Origin of the sequence: Cellulosimicrobium sp. JZ28, from assembly GCF_015327065.1 — a bacterium.
GTDB classification, from domain to species: domain Bacteria; phylum Actinomycetota; class Actinomycetes; order Actinomycetales; family Cellulomonadaceae; genus Cellulosimicrobium; species Cellulosimicrobium funkei.
Genome location: NZ_CP017660.1, coordinates 2,318,769 through 2,333,815 on the forward strand (window position 1 = coordinate 2,318,769; position 15,047 = coordinate 2,333,815).

Annotated in this window: 14 protein-coding genes; 7 read left to right on the plus strand and 7 right to left on the minus strand. The window is 74.5% G+C overall.

Features of this window, described 5'->3' with window-relative positions:
• Window positions 1-88: 88 nt before the first annotated feature.
• The 4 genes from BJP59_RS10600 to BJP59_RS10615 all read right to left on the minus strand — a co-directional run bounded on the left by BJP59_RS10600 (window position 89) and on the right by BJP59_RS10615 (window position 5,166).
• The gene (locus tag BJP59_RS10600) at window positions 89-817 is read right to left on the minus strand and encodes a metal-dependent transcriptional regulator (RefSeq protein WP_114552614.1); all 729 of its coding nucleotides are present in this window, start codon (window positions 815-817) and stop codon (window positions 89-91) included.
• Between the two features lie 34 nt (window positions 818-851).
• Entirely contained in the window at window positions 852-1,556 is a 705-nt protein-coding gene (locus BJP59_RS10605; RefSeq protein WP_194520900.1) for a YceI family protein, read from the minus strand.
• 54 nt (window positions 1,557-1,610) lie between these two features.
• Window positions 1,611-3,509 (minus strand): metallophosphoesterase family protein, encoded by a 1,899-nt coding sequence (locus BJP59_RS10610; RefSeq protein WP_194520901.1) that lies wholly within the window; start codon window positions 3,507-3,509, stop codon window positions 1,611-1,613.
• 97 nt (window positions 3,510-3,606) lie between these two features.
• Complete coding sequence (locus BJP59_RS10615) at window positions 3,607-5,166, minus strand: MFS transporter (protein WP_194520902.1); 1,560 nt, start codon at window positions 5,164-5,166, stop codon at window positions 3,607-3,609.
• Between the two features lie 226 nt (window positions 5,167-5,392).
• Here BJP59_RS10615 and BJP59_RS10620 point away from each other — a divergent pair, with 226 nt between their 5' ends.
• From BJP59_RS10620 to BJP59_RS10630, 3 genes are all read left to right on the plus strand, one after another.
• Window positions 5,393-6,022, plus strand: a complete 630-nt coding sequence (locus BJP59_RS10620) for a TetR/AcrR family transcriptional regulator (protein ID WP_228485007.1) — start codon at window positions 5,393-5,395, stop codon at window positions 6,020-6,022.
• Window positions 6,023-6,144: 122 nt separating this feature from the next.
• Window positions 6,145-6,408, plus strand: coding sequence for a hypothetical protein (locus BJP59_RS10625; RefSeq protein WP_194520903.1), 264 nt, complete (start codon window positions 6,145-6,147; stop codon window positions 6,406-6,408).
• On the plus strand, window positions 6,405-6,797 hold the full coding sequence (locus BJP59_RS10630; protein ID WP_194520904.1) for a type II toxin-antitoxin system VapC family toxin: 393 nt from the start codon (window positions 6,405-6,407) through the stop codon (window positions 6,795-6,797). The genes BJP59_RS10625 and BJP59_RS10630 overlap by 4 nt, the downstream gene beginning before the upstream one ends.
• Window positions 6,798-6,840: 43 nt before the next feature.
• On the opposite strand, the gene BJP59_RS10635 is transcribed toward BJP59_RS10630, so the two are convergent.
• Window positions 6,841-7,293 carry a VOC family protein gene (locus BJP59_RS10635; RefSeq protein WP_194520905.1) on the minus strand — a complete coding sequence of 151 codons (453 nt, stop codon included), beginning with the start codon at window positions 7,291-7,293 and terminating at the stop codon, window positions 6,841-6,843.
• Window positions 7,294-7,420: 127 nt separating this feature from the next.
• On the minus strand, window positions 7,421-8,473 hold the full coding sequence (gene ku, locus BJP59_RS10640) for a non-homologous end joining protein Ku (protein WP_194520906.1): 1,053 nt from the start codon (window positions 8,471-8,473) through the stop codon (window positions 7,421-7,423).
• A gap of 91 nt (window positions 8,474-8,564) precedes the next feature.
• On the opposite strand from ku, the gene BJP59_RS10645 reads away from it, so the two are divergent.
• The gene (locus BJP59_RS10645) at window positions 8,565-8,867 is read left to right on the plus strand and encodes a DUF1905 domain-containing protein (protein ID WP_031315545.1); all 303 of its coding nucleotides are present in this window, start codon (window positions 8,565-8,567) and stop codon (window positions 8,865-8,867) included.
• Between the two features lie 41 nt (window positions 8,868-8,908).
• Here BJP59_RS10645 and BJP59_RS10650 read toward each other — a convergent pair whose 3' ends face one another.
• Window positions 8,909-9,607, minus strand: coding sequence for a GTP pyrophosphokinase (locus BJP59_RS10650; RefSeq protein WP_074809919.1), 699 nt, complete (start codon window positions 9,605-9,607; stop codon window positions 8,909-8,911).
• A gap of 215 nt (window positions 9,608-9,822) precedes the next feature.
• Here BJP59_RS10650 and BJP59_RS10655 point away from each other — a divergent pair, with 215 nt between their 5' ends.
• The 3 genes from BJP59_RS10655 to BJP59_RS10665 all read left to right on the plus strand — a co-directional run bounded on the left by BJP59_RS10655 (window position 9,823) and on the right by BJP59_RS10665 (window position 15,045).
• Entirely contained in the window at window positions 9,823-12,507 is a 2,685-nt protein-coding gene (locus tag BJP59_RS10655; RefSeq protein WP_194520907.1) for an ATP-dependent DNA ligase, read from the plus strand.
• A 73-nt stretch (window positions 12,508-12,580) separates the two neighbouring features.
• Complete coding sequence (locus BJP59_RS10660) at window positions 12,581-13,831, plus strand: hypothetical protein (RefSeq protein ID WP_194520908.1); 1,251 nt, start codon at window positions 12,581-12,583, stop codon at window positions 13,829-13,831.
• On the plus strand, window positions 13,828-15,045 hold the full coding sequence (locus BJP59_RS10665; protein ID WP_163187067.1) for an amidohydrolase: 1,218 nt from the start codon (window positions 13,828-13,830) through the stop codon (window positions 15,043-15,045). Before BJP59_RS10660 ends, BJP59_RS10665 begins: the two co-directional genes overlap by 4 nt.
• Window positions 15,046-15,047 lie beyond the last annotated feature (2 nt).

Sequence of the window (15,047 nt, forward strand, 5' to 3'; positions counted from 1 at the left end):
GTCGGGCGAGCGGCTCGGACCGAGGTGTCGAATCGATTCGAGCCCGGTCGGCGACATCGGCGACGAGAAGAAGGGGCAGGCGACCAGTCTAGGCGGAGACGGGCTCGGCGCGCACGACCCACACGTGGTCCGCCGCGCGCAGGCCGAGCTGCGCGGGCGGCGCCGGGCGTGGTTCCGGCGCCGGCTCGACGCCCTCGGTCGGCGGCGACCAGACGACCGAGAGGATGCCCGCGTACTCGCGGCGCTCGCGGACCTCGACGCCCGTGTCGAGGCCGACGCCGATCTCGGCGAGGTAGCGCAGCACGTCGGGGTCGGCGTCGGAGATCCGCACCACCGTGCCGCGGTCGCCGACGACGAGCTCCGCGAGCGGGACCGCGGGCGGGCGGACGACGGTCCCGTCGGCACCGGGGATCGGGTCGCCGTGCGGGTCGCGCGTGGGGTGCCCGAGGCGCGCGTCGATGCGCTCGATGAGCAGGTCCGAGACCGCGTGCTCGAGCACCTCCGCCTCGTCGTGGACCTCGTCCCAGCCGTAGCCGAGCTCCGACACGAGGTACGTCTCGAGGAGCCGGTGGCGGCGCACCATCGCGAGCGCGAGGCTGCGGCCGCGCTCGGTGAGGGTGATCGCACCGTACGGCGCGTGCTCGAGCAGTCCCTGGGCGCTGAGCCGCCGGACCGTCTCGGAGACGGTGGAGGCCCCGACGCCGATGCGCTCGGCGAGGAGCTTCGTCGTCACGCGCTCGTCCGCCCACTCCTGGGCGGCCCAGACGACCTTGAGGTAGTCCTGGGCGACGGGCGTCAGGTCGGTCGGGTGGTCCACCCGACCACCCTAGGTCACGGCGTCCGGCCGGGGCTCAGGGGGTCGCGGACCGGACGAGCTCGAGCCGCACCTCGACCGTCCCCTCGTCGCGCACCTGCACGGGCGCGCCGGGCGGCACCGCGATGCCGAAGTCGGAGAAGCGCACGCCGATCGCCCCGGTCGCGAGCGCCCCCTGGCCCGACCGCTGCACGTCGAGCGCGACCGTCACGGCCTGGGTCTCGTCGCGGATCGTCAGCGCCCCCGCGGCCTGGAGCCGGACCGTCTCGTCGGTGGCCGCGAGCTCGCTCACGTCGAGCGGCGAGGTGAGCGAGAAGAGCGTGGTCGGGTACAGGTCCGTCTCGAGCGCCTGCTGGAGCTGACGGTCCGCCACGGACGACCCGGTCCGGAGCGCGGTCGTCGCGACGGTCACCGTCGCGGTCTGCAGCTCGCCGTCCGCGACGCGCAGCGTGCCGGTGACCTCCGGCGTGGTGCCGAGGAGCACCGCCTCGTCCGCCGGGACGTCGAGGACGTCCGCGCGGAAGCCCGCCTCGGAGCCCGGCGCGACGACCCACTCGCCGTCCACGTCGAAGGGACCGGGCGCGGCCGGGGCCGCGGACGCCGTCTCCTCCCCCGGCGACTGCAGGCCCAGCGGGGGCGGGGTGCGGCCCTCCTGCACCTCCGAGTACACGAACGGGGCGAGGAGCACCACGACGAGCGCGAGGACCACCGACACGACGATCCAGCGCGTCGACCTGCTCATACGCCCCATCCTGCCGTGCCGCGCAGCGCGCGGCGAGCACCGACGCGCAGCGGCTCAGCCCTCGCCCGCGGGTTCACCCCCGGCCGGGGCGTCGGCGGGCGCGTCGCCGTCGGGCACGTCGCCCTCGGTGCCGACCTCGGTGCCGTCCTCGTCGGGCTCCTCGACGACCGGCTCGCCGGACGGCGTGGGCCACGCGATCCGCGGCCAGACCTTCGCGGACTCGTCCGTCCCGATCTGCACGAGCTGCCAGTCGACGATGCGCCGCCGCTCGGGGTCGAAGCGCAGCACCGTCATCTCGGCGGTGCCCTTGAGCGGGCCGATGCGGAGCTGGTCCTTGACCGCGCCCGCGGTGCTCCCGCTCACGTACCGGACGCCCCCGCCCGTCCGCTCCGGACCGGACCGGGTGTGCATGTGCCCGGAGACCTGGTTCGGGACGCAGCCGGAGTCGAGCGCCTCGTTCCCCATGCGGGGCGTGTGGATGAGGAGGAGGTCGATCGGGTCGCCGTTCTCCTGCTCGGCGCACGCGACCTCGGTCAGCCGGGCCGCGTACTCCTCCGGCGTCTCCTCGCGGGGCGGTTGGCTGCCGAGCCCGAGCCGCGTCTCGAGCGGGTCGCGGTCGCCGAGGATGCGGATCCCCTCGACCTCGACGACCTTGCCGTCCAGGACGGTCTGGCCGTTCGCGCGCTCCTGCGCCGAGGTCTCGACGCTGTCGTGGTTGCCGTCGGCGACGACCATCGTCACGCCCTTCGGCACCGCGGAGGCGAACGAGTCGACGCAGAACGACTCGACGGCCGTGCCGTTCATCGTGGTGTCGCCGGCGTTGAGGACGACCGACGCCCCCGACCGCTCCACCGCGGTCCGGATGAGCGGGGCCATGCCGGTGTTGCAGTGCAGGTCGCTCACCACCAGGAGCGTGACGAGGTCCTCCTCCGCCGCGGGGGCGGGCTGTGGCGTCGCCTCGTCGCCCGCCTCGGTGTCGGCCGCGGCGTCGGAGCCGTCGTCGGGCGCGCCGGGCTCGTCGGCTCCCGCGTCGGTCCCGTCGTCCGTGCCCGACGTCGTCCCCTCCGTCGCGTCCGGGGCGTCGCCCGTCGCGTCGGGGGCGTCGGAGGACGCGCCGTCGGACGGCTCGTCGGAGGCCCGGTCGTCGGACGTGCCCGCCGCGGCGGGACGCGGCGCGGTGAGGCGCTGGATCCGGTCGCGCCGGTCCCAGGCCGCGACGAGGTGCGCGTCCGCGCGTGCGTAGAAGTCCTCGTTCTCGCGGTAGAGGTCGATGAGCATCGCGCCGTAGGTGTCGACGACGCCCGCGAGCCGGCCGGTGATGCGCGCGCCCTCGAGCGGGGTCCCGTCGAACACCGCGGACGCGCGCTGGGACGGCCCGGCCGTCGTGCCCGGGTCGCTCGCGACGAGCGACGCCCCGACGAGCGAGACGAGCACGACGCCCGCGGTGATCTCGTACGTGCGCGGCGCGACCCGCTCGCTGAGCTCCCGCCGGCGCGGCGGGCCGAGCAGGAGGTAGAGACCCGCACCGACGGCCGCGACGACGAGGACCGCGAACCCCGTGCGGCGCAGCGCGTCGACGACGAGGGCGCGTGCGACGGAGCCGATCGTCTCCTGCGGGCCGCCGAAGAAGCGGAGGTAGTCCTCGAGGTCCTGGGACAGGCCCTCCAGCGTGTCCGCCTGCCCGACGGCGGTGAGGTCGGCGGGGATCTCCTCGACCGTGACGTCGGCGCCCAGGCCGAGCGGCAGCGGCGAGTCGATCTGGATCGTCCCGAGCGGGCCGAGGTCGACGGTGACGAGGCCGTTCGTCGTGACCTCGTACAGCGCTTCGTGCGGGCCGAGGCTGCGCTCGGCCGTCGCCGTCGTGACCCCCCACACGACGCACGGCACGAGGGCGAGCAGGATGCCGAGGGTCCAGCGGACCCAGCGGGGCGGGGTGCGGTGCGGACGGCTCATCACCGCCCAGCCTCCCGGATCGCGGCTCTCGTCGCCAACCGCGAGCTCCGCGCGCCCCGCCGCGAGGGTGCAGGGGGGCGCGCGGGGCGGCGCGCCGTCAGGACTTCGCGCCCCGCAGCGTGACGAGCGCCACGCCCGCGGCGACGAGCATGAGCACCACGCCGATGAGCGACGTCGTGCCGACGCCGCTGCCGAACGCGGCGTGCGCGGAGTCGAGCAGCGCCTGCGCCTGCCCGGCGGGCAGGGTCGAGGCGACCTGGGTCGCGCCGCCGAGCGTCTCGGCCGCGGCGACGGCGTCGGCCGCGGGGACGCCCTGCGGGACGACGACGTTCGCGTGGTACGACGCCGTGAGGATGCTCCCCAGGACCGCCGTGCCGAGCACGGCCCCCACCTCGTACGCGGTCTCGGAGATCGCGGACGCGGCACCCGCCTTCGCGGCGGGGACGGACGACACGATGAGGTCGTTCGACACGGTCTCGGCCGCGCCCACGCCGAGGGAGAGCACGACGAACGCCACCATGAGCAGCGCGAGCGTGCTCTGCCCGGCGCCCGCGGCGACGATCGCGTAGCCCGTCGCGGAGAACAGCAGCGCGACGGCGACGACGTGCGCCGGGCGCACGCGCCGCACCACCCGGACGACGCCGAGCCCGGCGACGATCATGACGACCAGCCCCGGCAGGAGCGCGACGCCCGCCTGCATCGGGCCGAGCCCGAGCACGAGCTGGACGTCCTGCGACACGAAGAACAGGAAGCCGACGAGCGAGAACACGGACAGCAGGTTGACGAGCACCGCGCCGCTGAAGGCACCGCGCGTGAAGAGGCGCACGTCGATCATGGGGTTGGACCGGTGGAGCTGACGGCGCACGAACAGCACGCCCGCGGCGAGCCCCACGGCGACGCTCGCGAGCGCGACCACGCTCGGGCCGGACTTCGCGAAGGTCTTGATGCCGTAGACGACCGGGGTCATGGTCGCCATGACGAGCATGATCGACAGGACGTCGATCCGGCCCGGCGCGGGGTCGCGCGACTCGGGCACGAAGAACGGCGCGAGCGCGAGCAGCAGCACGAGCACCGGGACGGCGAGGAGGAAGACCGAGCCCCACCAGAAGTGCTCGAGGAGGAAGCCGCCGACGATCGGCCCGAGCGCGGACCCGGCCGCGAACCCGGCGGCCCAGACGGCGATGGCGAGCCGGCGCTCCTCGCGGTCGGTGAAGACGTTGCGCAGGATCGAGAGCGTCGACGGCATGAGCATGGCGCCGAAGAAGCCGAGCGCGGCGCGCGACGCGACGAGCGCTCCGGCGCTGGGCGCGTAGGCCGCGACCACGGAGACGGCGGCGAAGCCCACCGCACCGGTGAGGAGCAGCTGACGGCGGCCGACGCGGTCGGCGAACGAGCCCATCGGCACGAGCAGACCGGCGAGCACGAGCGGGTAGATGTCGATGATCCACAGCAGCTGCGTCCCGGTGGGGCGCAGCGACTCGGAGATCTGCGGCAGCGCGAAGCTGAGCACGGTGTTGTCGACCGACACGAGCAGCACCGGGAGCATGAGCACGGCGAGCGCGAACCAGCGGCCGGCGGCGCCGCGCGCGGGTCCACGCGTCGCGGGCTCGTGCTGGGCGGTGGTCCCGGTCGGGGTCGTCGTCACGGGGGTCGTCACGGCGAGGGGTCCTTCCACGTCTTCCGGGCGGCCGGGGCGACGCGGTGGCGCCGAACTTCCAGACCGTCCAGACGGTATAGTAACGACGGGACAGGCCACCGTCACCCCACCCGCGCCTGTGACGCTGCGCACCGCGCCGCCTCCCCCCGACCGGCGCCCCCGCACCGGCCGCGGGCTCGCGGTTCACCGGCCTGCGGGTCCGCACGGGCCGACTACCCTCGGTGCCATGCCGCCGCCCCCCGCTGCTCGCGCCAAGGTCCTGCGGGCGTTCGCGTCCCTGCTCGTCGAGCAGGGCGAGCGCGCCGCCACGCTCGAGGCGGTCGCCGAGCGCGCCGGGGTGTCCAAGGGCGGGCTGCTCTACCACTTCGGCTCCAAGGACGCGCTCGCCGACGGCCTCACCGAGCACCTCCGGGAGCTCACCGCCGCCGACGTCGAGGCGATGCGTGCCGCCCCCGCGGGCGCCGTCGACTACCTCATCCGCACCTCGACGCTCGTCGACACGGAGTTCGAGCTCGTCTACCTCGCCGTGTCCCGGCTCGCGCAGGGGTCGTACCCGCGCGCCCGTGCTGCGCTCGACGGCGCGCACGACGCGTGGACCCGCGCCGTGCTCGACGAGGTCGGCGACCCCGTCGTCGCCCACGCGATCGTCCTGCTCAGCGACGGCCTCTACGCGCACGCCGCGCTGAGCAGCGACGTGCTCGGCCGCGTCACGGGCGGCGACGAGGGGGACGACGGCGACGGCACCCCGGGCGAGGACCTCGCCTTCCGCGGCCCCCGCCCCGGCGACGACGTGGACGACCTCCTCGGCCTCATCGGCGAGCTCGTCGCGCTGCGACGCCCGGGCGGAGCGCGGTAGCGCCAGAGCTCCTGGCTGACTCCTGACCCTGTCGACGAGCGCCGCGAAGCCCGGCGCCCCGGCCAGCGGGAGGCTCCGGCGATTCGGTGTGACACCAGGTCTCCCGGTGTTACTCTCGATCCATGCCCACGCTCAAGCCGCGCCACGCGATCACGGAGACGGACGCCGTCGCCCGCGCGCTGGCGGTCGCCCGACGCCGGTGGCCCGGTGAGCCCGCGACGCGACTCCTCACCCACCTGATCGAGGAGGGAGCCGCGGCCGTCGAGCACGAGGACGACGTCGCCGAGGCCGAGCGCCGCCGGGCAGTGGCGGCGCTCACGACGCTCTCGGAGCACTACGCGGCGCCCGACTACCTCGACGACGTCCGGGCGGGCTGGGACGAGTGATCGTCGCCGACGCGAACGTCGTGATCGCTGCGTCCAGCCCTTCCGACGTGCACCACACCGAGGCGACGTCGCTCGTCCTCGAGCACGGACAGCACGGGATCGTCCTCCACTCCCTCACCCTCGCCGAGGTGCTGGTCGGTCCGGCGCGAGCAGGCGCCCAGGCACAGGCACGTCACCGCCTGGAGGCGGCCGGGTTCGGCCTCTCCGCGCAGGGCGAGCCCACACCCGAGGACCTCGCGCTCGTCCGTGCCACCGCCGCGCTGAAGATGCCCGACGCCTGCGTCCTCGCGCTCGCCGAGTTCCTCGGTGTCCCTCTCGCCACCTTCGACTCCCGCCTGGCGAACGCCGCTCGCGCGCGCGGCACGACGGTGCTCGGCCTCGCCCCGTGACTCCGGTCACGGGCCGCCCCTGCCCGACGCGGCCAGACCCGCCTCAGTTCTCGTAGGCGGCGCGCAACGGCACCAGGTCAAGCTTGGACTGCGTCATCATCACGTCCACGACGCGCTGCACGCGGGCCGGGTCGGGATCCCGCAGCATGGCGAGGAACTCGAGCGGCACGACCTGCCACGACAGCCCGAACCGGTCCTTGAGCCAGCCGCACTGCGACTCCTGGCCACCGTCGGTGAGCGCCGCCCAGTACTCGTCGACCTCGTCCTGGGACTCGCACTCGACGACGAACGACACCGCCTCGGTGAAGGGGAACTGCGGACCGCCGTTGATGGCGTCGAACCGCTGGCCGGCGAGCTCGAAGTCCGCCGACACGGCGGTGCCGTCGGGCTGGCGGAACACGTCGCCGACCTTCGCGTCGGGGAAGACGCTCGAGTAGAACGTGATGGCCTCCTCGAGGTTGCCGTCGAACCACAGGCTCGGCACGATCGCACGCATCGTCGTCTCCTTCGCAGGGCCTCGCGGGCGGCCGGTCGACCGCCCACCCGTTCCGACGGGCGCCGGGCGCGGAACTCATCGCACCCGCCCCGAGGTCGCGCGGTGCGCGCCCGCCCGCCGCCCGGTGCTAGGCGGACGCCTTCTTCCGGGTCGTCTTCGAGGTGGTCGACTTCTCCTTCGTGGAGGCGGCGCGGCTCGTGCTCTTCTTCGCGGCCGGCTTTGTCGCCGCCTTCTCCTTCGTGCCCGAGCTCTTGCTCGCGCTCGTCGACCGGGAACCGCTCGACCCCTTGCCCGACGACGAGCTCGCGCGGCCGGAACCCGACTTCGCGGTCGACCCGGAGCCCGACCCGGGCCCTGAGCCTGAACCTGAGGCCTTCCCCCCGCTCGCGCGCGAGCTCTTCGACGACGCGACCGACTTGCGTAGCGCCTCCATGAGGTCGATGACCTCCGCGCCCTCGCTCTCCTCCGGCTGCTCGCCGAAGGTCTCGGCGGTGTCGAGCGCGTCGCCCTGCTCGAGCTTGGCCTCGATGAGCTGACGGAGCTGCGCCTGGTAGTCGTCCTCGTACTCCTCGGGCGTGAAGTCCGCCTCGAAGCTCGCGACGAGCTGCGCCGACATGGCGAGCTCCTTGTCGGTCACCTTCGCCTCGTCGTCGAGCGAGGGGAACGCGGCCTCGCGCACCTCGTCGGCCCACAGCAGCGTCTGGAGCACGAGCACGTCGTCCCGCACGCGCAGCGCCGCGAGCCGCGTGCGCTGGCGGAGCGCGAACTTCACGATCGCCGTCCGGTCGGTCTCCTCGAGCGTGCGCCGCATGAGCACGTACGCCTTGTTGGACTTCGAGTCGGGCTCCAGGTAGTAGCTGCGGTCGAGCAGGAGCGGGTCGATCTGCTCGCTCGGCACGAACTCCACGACCTCGATCTCGCGGGTGCGCTCGGCGGGGAGCGCGGCGAAGTCCTCGCTCGTCAGCACGACCGTGCGCTCGCCGTCGTCGTACGCCTTGTCGATGTGCTCGTACGGCACGACCTCGCCGTCGATCTCGCACACGCGCCGGTAGCGGATGCGGCCGCCGTCCTTGTCGTGGACCTGGTGCAGCGGCACGTCGTGGTCCTCCGTCGCGGAGTACACCTTGACCGGCACGTTGACGAGGCCGAACGTGATGGCGCCCTTCCAGATGGCCCTCATCCGTCCATGGTGGCGTCACCGGCGCCCGCCCGCGAGGGATACGGCGCGACGTCGGCTCCCGCGTGTGGGTGGCCCGCGGCACCATGGACGGGTGGCGGGGACGAGGTTCGAGTTCGAGGCCGAGCTGTGGCGGTGGGAGGCGCGCACCGACAGCTGGGTGTTCGCCGCGCTCCCGGAGGACGTGAGCGACGAGATCGCGGAGCTGCCGCTGCCGCCCGCGGGGTTCGGCTCGGTCAAGGTCGAGGTGACGCTCGGGGCGCAGCGCTGGTCCACGTCGGTGTTCCCCGACGCGCAGCGCAAGACGTTCGTCGTGCCGATCAAGGCCGCGGTACGCCGCGCCGAGGGCGTCGACGTCGGCGACCGGGTGCGGATCGGCGTCGAGACGCTGGTCTGAGCGGCCGGACGTCGTCGCGCGGCCCGTGCGGGCGCGTCGCCTCAGCCGTCGTGGCGACGTTCGTGGAACGCCTCGTCGGCGACCTGCGCCGTCCGCATGAAGCTCTCCATCACCTCGCGCGGCGTGGCGAGCTCGTCGGTGTTCTCGACCGGCTCCGGCACGCCGTCGAGGCTGCGCACCTCGTCGTGGATGCGCTCCATCGTCGTGTCGAGGGTCGCGGCGACGTCCGCGGCGAGCTTGAGCGCGTCCGTCAGGTGCTGAGGCACGTCCCGCTGGTACTTGTAGTAGATCTTGTGCTCCAGGCTCGCCCAGAAGTCCATGGCGATCGTGCGGAGCTGGATCTCCACGACGACGTCCTCGACGCGGTCGGAGAGGAACACCGGCACCTGGACGATGAGGTGCAGGCTCTTGTAGCCGTTGCCCTTCGGGTGCGCGATGTAGTCGCGCTCCTCCAGGACCGTGAGGTCGCGCTGGCCCACGAGCAGGTCGCGCACGCGGTAGATGTCGGAGACGAACGCGCACGTGACGCGGACGCCCGCGACGTCGAACATGTTCTCCCGCACGCCCTCCGGGGTGAGCGGGATCCCCTTGCGGCGCGCCTTCGCGACGATCGACTCGAGCGACTTCAGGCGCGAGCCCAGGTGCTCGATCGGGTTGTCGTCGTGCACGTGCCGGAACTCGTCGCGGAGCACGGTGATCTTCGTCATCACCTCGTCGATGCCGAACTTGTAGTTCATCATCAGGCGACGGAACTCGCGGACGCGGGGACCGATCTCCGCGGGGAGCGGTACGTCGTCGGTCGTCAGGTGCGTCACGGTGATCCTCTCGGTCCGGCATCGACCCCGGGCGGGCTCCCCGGCCGGTCGGACAGCCCCACCCAGTGTCCACGGTCGAGGACGCCGAGAAGTTCCCGCCACCGCGGGCGACGCCGTCGGGCCCGCGCCACGATGGGCCCATGGCCACCACATCCAGCCGGGCGGGCGAGACGGTGAACGTCGGTGGTCACCGCCTGCGGCTCACCAACCTGGACAAGGTCCTCTACCCCGCCACCGGCACGACGAAGGCCGACGTCCTCGCGTACCTCGCGGCCGTCGCCGACGTCATGCTCCCCCACTGCGCCAACCGGCCCGCGACGCGCAAGCGGTGGCCCGACGGCGTCGACGGCCAGGTGTTCTTCCAGAAGAACGCGGGCCAGGGCGTCCCGTCCTGGGTGCGCACGCGGCGCATCCAGCACAAGAGCAGCGCCAACGACTACGTGCTGGTCAACGACCTCGCGACCCTCACGTGGCTCGGCCAGACGGCGTCTCTCGAGCTCCACGTGCCGCAGTGGCAGTTCGGTCGCACCGGGGCGCACCTCGACCCCGACCGCCTCGTCCTCGACCTCGACCCCGGCCCGGGGGCCGGGCTGGCCGAGTGCGCGGAGGTCGCACGCCAGGCGCGGCAGATCCTCCAAGGCATGGGCCTCGAACCCCTGCCCGTGACGAGCGGGTCCAAGGGCATCCACCTGTACGCCGCGCTCGACGGCAAGCAGGACGCGGCGGCCGTCTCCGCCGTCGCGCACGAGCTCGCCCGCTACCTCGAGGCCGAGCACCCCGACCTCGTCGTGAGCGACATGAAGAAGTCGCTGCGCGGCGGCAAGGTGCTCGTGGACTGGAGCCAGAACAACGGCAACAAGACGACGATCGCGCCCTACTCGCTGCGCGGGCGCGAGCACCCCACCGTCGCCGCGCCCCGCACCTGGGAGGAGCTCGACGACCCGGACCTGCGCCACCTCGACCTCGACGAGGTCGTCGAGCGCGTGCGCACCCTGGGCGACCCGCTCGCCGCGCTCACGCAGGGGCACCTCTCCGCGCTCGAGCCCACGCCCGCGCGCATGGCGACGTTCGAGCGCAAGGGGGGTGCGGCGTCGGGAAGCGACACCGCGGACGGCGGGACGGGCGACGAGCGGCCCGACCGCCTGCACCGGTACCGCTCCATGCGCGACGCCGGGCGCACGCCCGAGCCCGTCCCGGACGAGGCGCCGCCGCCGAGCGCGGGCAACAGCTTCGTCATCCAGGAGCACCACGCCCGCCGCCTGCACTGGGACTTCCGGCTGGAGCACGACGGCGTGCTCGTGAGCTGGGCGCTCCCGCGCGGCGAGCCGACCGACCCGAAGAAGAACCACCTCGCCGTCCAGACCGAGGACCACCCGCTCGCCTACGGCTCGTTCGAGGGCACGATCCCGAAGGGCGAGTACGGCGCCGGCGAGGTGACCATCTGGGACGCCGGCACGTACGAGCTCGAGAAGTGGCGCGACGGCGAGGAGGTCATCGTCACGCTCCACGGCGAGCAGCACGGCACCCGCCGCCTCGCGCTCATCCACACGGGCGGCCGCGACGGCCGCGACGAGGACAACTGGCTGATCCACCTCATGGCGCCGAGGCCGAGCCGTCCGGGCGAGAGCCCGCGGGGTCGGGGCGCCGGGGGTGGGGAGGAGGCGCCGGGTCTACCATCCGCGGCTCGTCCCTCGCCGCTCCCGCCAGACCCGCCACGACCCGGCACCTCCTCCCCACCCCCCGCTTCACCGTCGGCTCGCGGCGCGTCCTCGCCCGACGACCACGGTGCTCCAGAGCCACGGCCCGCGCGGACGGACTGGCGGCCGATGCTCGCGTCGCCCGCGTCGGCGGGCGACCTGCACGACGGCGACGCGTGGGCGTTCGAGATGAAGTGGGACGGGTTCCGGACGCTCGCGCACGTGTCCGAGGGGCGCGTGCGGCTCGTGAGCCGCTCGGGCAAGGACATGTCGGTGACGTACCCGGAGCTGCAGGCGCTCGCGGAGCAGGTCCCGGCCGAGGCGCTGCCGGTGGTGCTGGACGGGGAGATCGTCGCGCTCGACGCGCGGGGGCGGCCGAGCTTCCGGCGTCTCCAGCAGCGCGCGAACATCGCCAAGCCGGGGGACGTCGCCGCGGCGCGACGGCGGGTCACGGTCGACCTCATGGTGTTCGACGTCCTGGAGACCGGCGGGCGGTCGCTCGCGAAGCGCCCGTACGACGAGCGGCGCGAGGTGCTGGAGGACGTGCTGCGCGACGCCGTCGCCCCGGTGCACGTGCCGCCCGTGTTCGACGGGGACCTGGAGGCCGCGATGGAGACGTCGAGGCGGCTGGGGCTCGAGGGCGTGGTCGCGAAGCGGCGCGACGGGACGTACTCGTCGGGCCGCCGCTCGGCGCTGTGGCTGAAGCTCAAGCACGCGCAGTCGCAGGAGGTCGTCGTGGTCGGGTGGCGACCGGGCCACGGCGAGCGGACGCACCTCGTCGGGTCCCTGCTGCTCGCCGTGCCCGACGACGGCCGCCTCGTCTACGTGGGCCGGGTCGGGTCGGGCTTCACGGACGCCGAGCGGCGCGACCTGGTCGCCGAGCTCGACCGGATCGGGCGCACGACGGCGCCCGCGGTGGGCGTGCCGCGCGAGGACGCGCGCGACGCGCACTGGGTGTCGCCGCGGCGGGTCGCGGAGGTCGTCTACGCGGAGTGGACGGGCGCCGGGGAGGGCGACGGCGACGACGTCCCGTTCGGCAAGCTGCGCCACCCCGTGTGGAAGGGATGGCGTCGGGACAAGTCGCCGGACGACGTCGTGCTGGAGGCGCCCGCGACGCTCGAGGGCTGAGTCGGCCGCGGTCCTCGGTCGGTCGCCGCATCGCGCCAGCGGAGCGCTCGGACGATTGGTATACCATTTGGCCATGGCTGCCCCTCCCCTCCCGCGCCGCACCGACCGGCCCGGGGACCGTCGGCCGCGCCGCGCGGCGGCGTGGGCCGCGGCGCTCGGCGTCGCCGTCCTCGCCGCGTGCACGCCCGCCGGGGCGGGCGACGACGCCACGCCCGACGCGCCGCCGAGCCCGGCCGCCACCCCGCAGGCTCCGGCGACGACGCCCGCTGACGGCCCGACGACCCCCGCGCCCGACGCCGTCCCCGCCGTCGAGACCCCGCGCTTCCTGCTCGCCACCGAGGCGGAGTCCGACGGGCTCGCGGTCGTCGACCCGACGATCCGGGAGGGCAGCGCCGTCGTCGACCGCATCGAGGTCGGGGCCGCGCCGTGGGGCGTCGCCGTGCACGCCCCGACGATGCGCGCCTACGTCTCGACGGCCCAGGGCGTCGCCGTCGTGGACCTCGCGACGCGCGAGCGGGTCGACCTCCTCCCCTACCGGGACGCGCCCGCGCGCGTCGCGTTCGGCGAGTACCGCCGCGGCGGCATGGGCATCGCCGTCTCGCCCGACGGCGCCCGCGTCCACGTCGCCGTCCACCGCGGCGACTCGTCGACGCTCGAGACGATCGACGTCGCGTCGCGCGAGGTCGTCGCGAGCACCCCCGTGGGGCTGCGACCGTTCGACGTGCTCGTCGCCGCCGACGGCAGCGAGGTCTACACCGTCGACCACGACGCGTTCTCCGTGCACGTCGTCGACACCACGACGTTCGAGGCCCGACGGATCGAGGTCGCGCCGTTCGGCACGGACGGCGGCCTCGCGTCGTTCGAGAAGCCGCACTACGCGGTGCTCGACGACGACGGCTCGCTCCTGCTGCCCTACCAGGGCCGCGTGCTGGTGCGCCTCGACCCGGCCACCGGCACGACGACGACCGTCGCCTCGGCGGCCGACAGCCACCAGCACGGCGTCGCCCGCGCGCCCGACGGCCGCGTCGTCGTCGTGGGCAACGGCCCGTTCGGCAACGCCACGGGCGGGCCGAACGTCACGGTGCTCGACCCGGCGACCGGCGCGGAGCAGGTCGCCCCGCTCACGCGCCGCCACGAGACCGTGACCGCGTGGACCGACCCCGCGACGGGCCGTCCGAGCGCCGTGCTCGCCGGCGGGTACACGCAGGCCGAGGCGTGGGACGGCGCGACCGTCGTCGACCTCGGCACGCTCGACACGTACGAGATCCAGATCCCCGGACGGCCCCAGGTCGTCGCCCCGCTGCCGGAAGGACCCGCCGCATGACCACCGCCCGCACCCCCGAGACCGTCACCGTCCTGCGCGACGTCCGCCCCTGGGGCGGCGAGCCGGTCGACCTGCACGTCGCGGACGGCCGCATCGCCGCGGTGACGCCGCACGACCCGGCGGCGGGCACGGCGCCGGAGGCCGGCGTGGTCGACGGCCGCGGCCTGCTCGCGCTCCCGGGCCTCGTCAACGCCCACGCGCACGTCGACAAGAGCTGGTGGGGCCGGCCCTGGGTGAGCTACGGCGGCGAGGCGACGACGCAGGGCCGCATCGCGCACGAGCGCGCGCACCGCGACGAGCTCGGCATCCCGGGCGTCGACGTGACGCTTACGGTGCTGCGCGAGTTCGTGCGGCACGGCACGACGGCGATCCGCACCCACGTCGACGTCGACCTCGGCCTGGGGCTGCGCGGCATCGAGGTCGTGCGCGAGGCGCTCGCCGCGCTGGACGGCGCCGTGCACGCCGAGATCGTCGCGTTCCCGCAGGACGGCGTGCTGCGCCGCCCCGGGGTGCTCGACCTGCTCGACGCGGCCGCCGCCGCGGGCGCCGAGCACGTCGGCGGCCTCGACCCGGCGTCGATCGACCGCGACCCCGTCGGCCAGCTCGACGGGCTGTTCGCGATCGCCGAGCGCCGCGGCGTCGGGATCGACGTGCACCTCCACGACGGCGGGGACCTCGGCGCGTTCCAGGTCGAGCTCATGATCGACCGCACCCTGCGCGCCGGCCTCCAGGGGAAGGTCAACGTGGCGCACGGCTTCGCGGTCGGCGACGTCCCGGCGTCGCGCCAGGCGGAGCTCGTCGCCGCGATGGGCGAGGCCGGCATCACCATGACCACGGTGGCGCCGATCGGCGCCGCTCCCCTGCCCGTGCACGCGCTGCGCGCGGCGGGCGTCGCCGTCGGGCTCGGCACGGACGGCATCCGCGATCTGTGGTCCCCGTACGGGACGGGCGACCTCCTCGCGCTGACGACCCAGCTCGCCCGCCTCTCGCGCTTCCGGTACGACGAGGAGCTCGTCACCGCGGCGCGCGTCGCGACGTCCGACGCCGCGCGCTTCGTCGGCCGCGACGTCCACGACCTCGTCGTCGGCGCGCCCGCGGACGTGGTGCTCGTCGACGCGGAGAACGTGCCCGACGCCGTCGTGCGCGCCCCGCGCCGCGCGCTCGTCGTCGCGGGCGGCCGGGTCGTGGCCCGCGACGGCGACGTGCTCGTCTGACG

What these genes read in the sequence shown, in the direction of transcription:
- BJP59_RS10620 (WP_228485007.1), top strand. Translation starts at nt 5,393, where the DNA reads ATGCCGCCGCCCCCCGCTGCTCGCGCCAAGGTCCTGCGGGCGTTCGCG.
- BJP59_RS10625 (WP_194520903.1), top strand. Translation starts at nt 6,145, where the DNA reads ATGCCCACGCTCAAGCCGCGCCACGCGATCACGGAGACGGACGCCGTC.
- ku (WP_194520906.1), bottom strand. Translation starts at nt 8,473, where the DNA reads ATGAGGGCCATCTGGAAGGGCGCCATCACGTTCGGCCTCGTCAACGTG.
- BJP59_RS10635 (WP_194520905.1), bottom strand. Translation starts at nt 7,293, where the DNA reads ATGCGTGCGATCGTGCCGAGCCTGTGGTTCGACGGCAACCTCGAGGAG.
- BJP59_RS10650 (WP_074809919.1), bottom strand. Translation starts at nt 9,607, where the DNA reads ATGATGAACTACAAGTTCGGCATCGACGAGGTGATGACGAAGATCACC.
- BJP59_RS10610 (WP_194520901.1), bottom strand. Translation starts at nt 3,509, where the DNA reads ATGAGCCGTCCGCACCGCACCCCGCCCCGCTGGGTCCGCTGGACCCTC.
- BJP59_RS10655 (WP_194520907.1), top strand. Translation starts at nt 9,823, where the DNA reads ATGGCCACCACATCCAGCCGGGCGGGCGAGACGGTGAACGTCGGTGGT.
- BJP59_RS10665 (WP_163187067.1), top strand. Translation starts at nt 13,828, where the DNA reads ATGACCACCGCCCGCACCCCCGAGACCGTCACCGTCCTGCGCGACGTC.
- BJP59_RS10605 (WP_194520900.1), bottom strand. Translation starts at nt 1,556, where the DNA reads ATGAGCAGGTCGACGCGCTGGATCGTCGTGTCGGTGGTCCTCGCGCTC.
- BJP59_RS10660 (WP_194520908.1), top strand. Translation starts at nt 12,581, where the DNA reads ATGGCTGCCCCTCCCCTCCCGCGCCGCACCGACCGGCCCGGGGACCGT.